The 4,262-nt window shown below is 68.5% G+C and carries 3 protein-coding genes; 1 reads left to right on the forward strand and 2 read right to left on the reverse strand.

Going from position 1 to position 4,262, the window contains the following annotated elements:
- Positions 1-173: 173 nt before the first annotated feature.
- Positions 174-1,517, forward strand: coding sequence for a pectate lyase family protein (locus AOK24_RS38035; protein ID WP_055724504.1), 1,344 nt, complete (start codon positions 174-176; stop codon positions 1,515-1,517).
- 247 nt (positions 1,518-1,764) lie between these two features.
- On the opposite strand, the gene metG is transcribed toward AOK24_RS38035, so the two are convergent.
- Together metG and AOK24_RS38045 are read right to left on the reverse strand one after the other, a co-directional pair.
- Positions 1,765-3,480, reverse strand: a complete 1,716-nt coding sequence (gene metG / locus AOK24_RS38040; RefSeq protein ID WP_055724505.1) for a methionine--tRNA ligase — start codon at positions 3,478-3,480, stop codon at positions 1,765-1,767.
- A 149-nt stretch (positions 3,481-3,629) separates the two neighbouring features.
- Positions 3,630-4,262 (reverse strand): VWA domain-containing protein (locus tag AOK24_RS38045; RefSeq protein ID WP_159052134.1); only part of this gene is annotated, 633 nt, incomplete at its 5' end.

Here is a 4,262-nt window from a genome sequence, read left to right on the forward strand (position 1 = left end):
CCTGAGAGGGACGGGGCGGGTGGGGTGAGGTTCATCGCGAGGTGCCGGAGGCAGCTGTGAGGGCCGTGCGGAAAAAGTCTGGTCGTGCGGCAACCTTCCTTCACCCGGCGACCACTGACGGGTCGTAAGCCGCAGCGCACCCGCTGCACAGCAGACCCGTAAGGACTTCCTTCGTGGCAACTTCCTCTCACCGCCGGTCCGTTCGCAAGCGCCGCACCCTCGTGGTGTCCGCCGCAGTCGTGGCCGCCGGGGTCGGGGCCGGGGTGTTCGTGCTGAACGCGAACGCCGGGGCGGCGGACCTGTACCACCAGACGCTGGCCGCGAAAGACGGCTGGGCGTCGTACGGGAGCGGGACCACGGGTGGGGCCAAGGCCGACGCCGCGCACACGTTCACCGTCTCCACCCGGGCGCAGCTCGTGAAGGCGCTGGGGTCGGCGGCGGACAAGGCACCCCGGATCATCAAGGTCAAGGGCACCATCGACGCGAACACGAACGACGCGGGCAGGAAGCTCACCTGCGCGGAGTACGCCTCAGGTACGGGGTACTCGCTGGCGTCGTACCTGAAGGCGTACGACCCCTCCACCTACGGGCGCAAGAAGCTGCCGTCGGGCACGCAGGAGAAGGCGCGCGCCGCCGCGCAGGCCAAGCAGGCCAAGAACATCGTGTTCAAGGTGCCCGCGAACACCACGATCGTGGGCGTGCCGGGGTCCAAGGCCGGGATCACCGGCGGGAGCCTCCAGATCCAGAACGTCGACAACGTCATCGTCCGCAACCTGACGCTCTCGGCGACCGAGGACTGCTTCCCGCAGTGGGACCCCACCGACGGCAGCACCGGCAACTGGAACAGCCAGTACGACTCGGTGACCCTGCGGGGTGCCACCCACGTATGGGCGGACCACAACACGTTCACCGACGCGCCGCACTTCGACGGGGCCAACCCCAAGTACTACGGCCGGGAGTACCAGATCCACGACGGGGCGCTCGACATCACCAAGGGCTCCGACCTCGTCACCGTCTCGCGCAACGTCTTCACCTGCCACGACAAGACGATGCTCATCGGGGCGAGCGACACCGACAGCACCGGGAAGCTGCGGGTCTCCATCCACCACAACGTGTGGAAGGGGGTCGTCCAGCGGGCGCCCCTCGCGCGCCTCGGGCAGGTGCACATCTACAACAACTTCTACGACATCACCACGCTGAACGGCTACACCCCGCAGTACAGCATCAACGCGCGTGCCAAGGCGCAGGTCGTCGCCGAGAACAACTACTGGAAGGTCCCGGCGGGCACCAAGCTCTCCAAGCTCCTCTCCAGCGACGGCACCGGCTCGGTCAAGAGCACCGGCAACCTCGTCAACGGCGCCTCCACCGACCTGGTCTCCCTCTACAACGCGGCGGCGTCCAAGGACGTGAAGGCGACGGTGAACTGGGTCCCGACGCTGACGGCGGGCCTCGAAGCCACCGCCAGGAACCTCCCCACGGCCCTCGCCTCCACCACCGGCGCGGGCACCCTCAAGTAGTCCCCGTGTAGTACCTCAGAGCCACCGGCCGGAGTCTCCTCCAGCAGCGGGTACCCCATACCGCCCCTGGAGACGCTGACCCCGGCCGGTCGCGCGGCCACCGGGTGGAGGGACACGGGAGCCGCGCAACGAAGGTGGCCGGCCGGCCCGGGTGTTCTCCCGGGGCCGACCGGCCACCTCTCGTACGTAGCTCCGCAGCAGTACTCCGGGCAGCTCCGGAGTGCTACGCCGGAGCTGCCCGCCAGTACTACGCCGGCTGCCCGCCGAACCGCTCCTTGTACGTCTCCAGGTCCTCGTCCGTCAGCTTCGCGAACAGGACCGGCGGGACGGTGAAGGGGGTGCCGGCCGGGACGGCGGTGAGGGCCTTCGCCGCGTCCGGGGTGACCCAGGCCGCCGTGTCGTCGGCGAGCGCGAAGGACTCGCGCATCGTCTTCGACGTCGCCGGGATGAAGGGCTCCGAGACCACCGAGTACAGGTGGATGAGGTTCATCGCCGTACGCAGGGTCAGGGCCGCGCCCTCGGGGCTGGTCTTGATCTCCAGCCAGGGCGCCTTCTCCTCCAGGTAGGAGTTGCCGGCCGACCACAGGGCACGCAGCGCGGACGCGGCCTTGCGGAACTGGAGCGCGTCCATGTGCTCCTCGTACTCCGCGAGCAGCCGCGCGATCTCCTCGCCGAGCCGCGCCTCGGGCTCGCCCGCCGCGCCGCCCGCCGGGACCTCGTCGCCGAACCGCTTCTTCGAGAAGGACAGGACGCGGTTGACGAAGTTGCCGAGCGTGTCGGCGAGGTCCTTGTTCACGGTCGCCGTGAAGTGCTCCCAGGTGAACGAGGAGTCGTCCGACTCGGGCGCGTTGGCGATGAGGAAGTACCGCCAGTAGTCGGCGGGGAGGATGCTGAGCGCCTGGTCGGTGAAGACCCCGCGCTTCTGGGACGTCGAGAACTTCCCGCCGTAATACGTCAGCCAGTTGAAGGACTTGACGTAGTCGACCATCTTCCACGGTTCACGGACGCCGAGTTCGGTCGCCGGGAACATCACCGTGTGGAAGGGGACGTTGTCCTTCGCCATGAACTCCGTGTAGCGGACGGTGTCTTGGGACTCGTACCACCACGACTTCCAGTCGCGGTTCGCCGGGTCCTGGTCCGACCACTCCTTCGTCGCCGCGATGTACTCGATCGGCGCGTCGAACCAGACGTAGAACACCTTGCCCTCGGCGGCGAGTTCGGGCCAGGTGTCCGCCGGGACGGGTACGCCCCAGTCGAGGTCGCGGGTGATCGCGCGGTCGTGCAGGCCCTCGGTGAGCCACTTGCGCGCGATCGACGAGGAGAGGTGCGGCCACTCCTCCTCGTGCGCCGCGACCCACTCCTCGACCTCGCGCTGGAGCTTCGACTGGAGGAGGAACAGGTGCTTGGTCTCCCGGACTTCGAGGTCCGTCGAGCCGGAGATCGCGCTGCGCGGGTCGATCAGGTCCGTCGGGTCCAGGACGCGCGTGCAGTTCTCGCACTGGTCGCCGCGCGCCTTGTCGTACCCGCAGTGCGGGCAGGTGCCCTCGACGTACCGGTCCGGGAGGAAGCGGCCGTCCGCCGGGGAGTAGACCTGGCGGATCGCGCGCTCCTCGATGAAGCCGTTCTCGTTCAGCTTCCGCGCGAAGTGCTGGGTGATCTCGACGTTCTGCTCGCTGGAACTGCGGCCGAAGTAGTCGAAGGCGAGCGCGAAGCCGTCGTACACGGCCTTCTGCGCGTCGTGCGCCTGGGCGCAGAACTCGGCGACCGGGAGGCCCTGCTCCTTCGCGGCGAGTTCGGCGGGGGTGCCGTGCTCGTCCGTCGCGCAGATGTAGAGGACGTCGTGGCCGCGCTGGCGCAGGTAGCGGGAGTAGACGTCCGCCGGGAGCATGGACCCCACCATGTTGCCCAGGTGCTTGATTCCGTTGATGTACGGAAGGGCGCTGGTGATGAGGTGTCGAGCCATCGGGGGCTGCTCCCAGGTCGGTTTTGGTTCTTTGGGTTCTTGAAATCGTAGCTGACGTGTGTATGCCGCCCGCGCCCCTTTTTTCTGGGGGAGCGCGGACGGCATACCGGGGTATTACGGGTATGGCGGGTATGACGGGGCTACGGGTATTACGGGCGCCAGTTCTTCAGGACGCCCTCGTACAGCTCGTCGTCCGTGAGTCCCTTGGGGGTAGGACCCGCGTGGAAGAAGGACGTGTTGTCCGTCTTCAGCTTGCGGAGGTAGTCGAACGCCTTGTTCTCGTGCTCGCCGAACGCGACGAACGAGAAGAAGAGGCGCGGGTGGGTCTTCGCCGCCTCCGTCAGGGACTGCGTCGCCGGGGTCTTCGCGTCCGGGGCGCCGTCCGTCTGGAACACCACCAGCGCCGGGGCGTCCGGGTCCGCCGACGCGTCCAGGTGCTTCGTGACCGCCTCGACCGCCGCGTGGTACGTCGTACGGCCCATGCGGCCCAGGCCCGCGTGCACGTCGTCCACCTTCGTGCTCGCGTCCTCGTCCGTCAGCGCGAGGTCCGTCGTCCCGTCGACCTCCGTCGAGAAGAACACGACGTGCACGGTCGGGTCCGCCGGCGAGAGGTGCGCGGCCAGCGCGAGCGTCTGATCGGCGAGGGCCTGCACGGAGCCGTCCTTGTAGAACGCCCGCATCGACGCGGAGCGGTCGAGGACCAGGTACGTGGCGGCGCGGGCGGTGGTGAGGCCCAGGTGAGCGAGGGTGAGGGCGGCGGCGGTGTGGGCGGTGGTGAGGTG

The sequence above is a fragment of the Streptomyces niveiscabiei genome, assembly GCF_001419795.1.
Taxonomy (GTDB): Bacteria; Actinomycetota; Actinomycetes; order Streptomycetales; family Streptomycetaceae; genus Streptomyces; species Streptomyces niveiscabiei.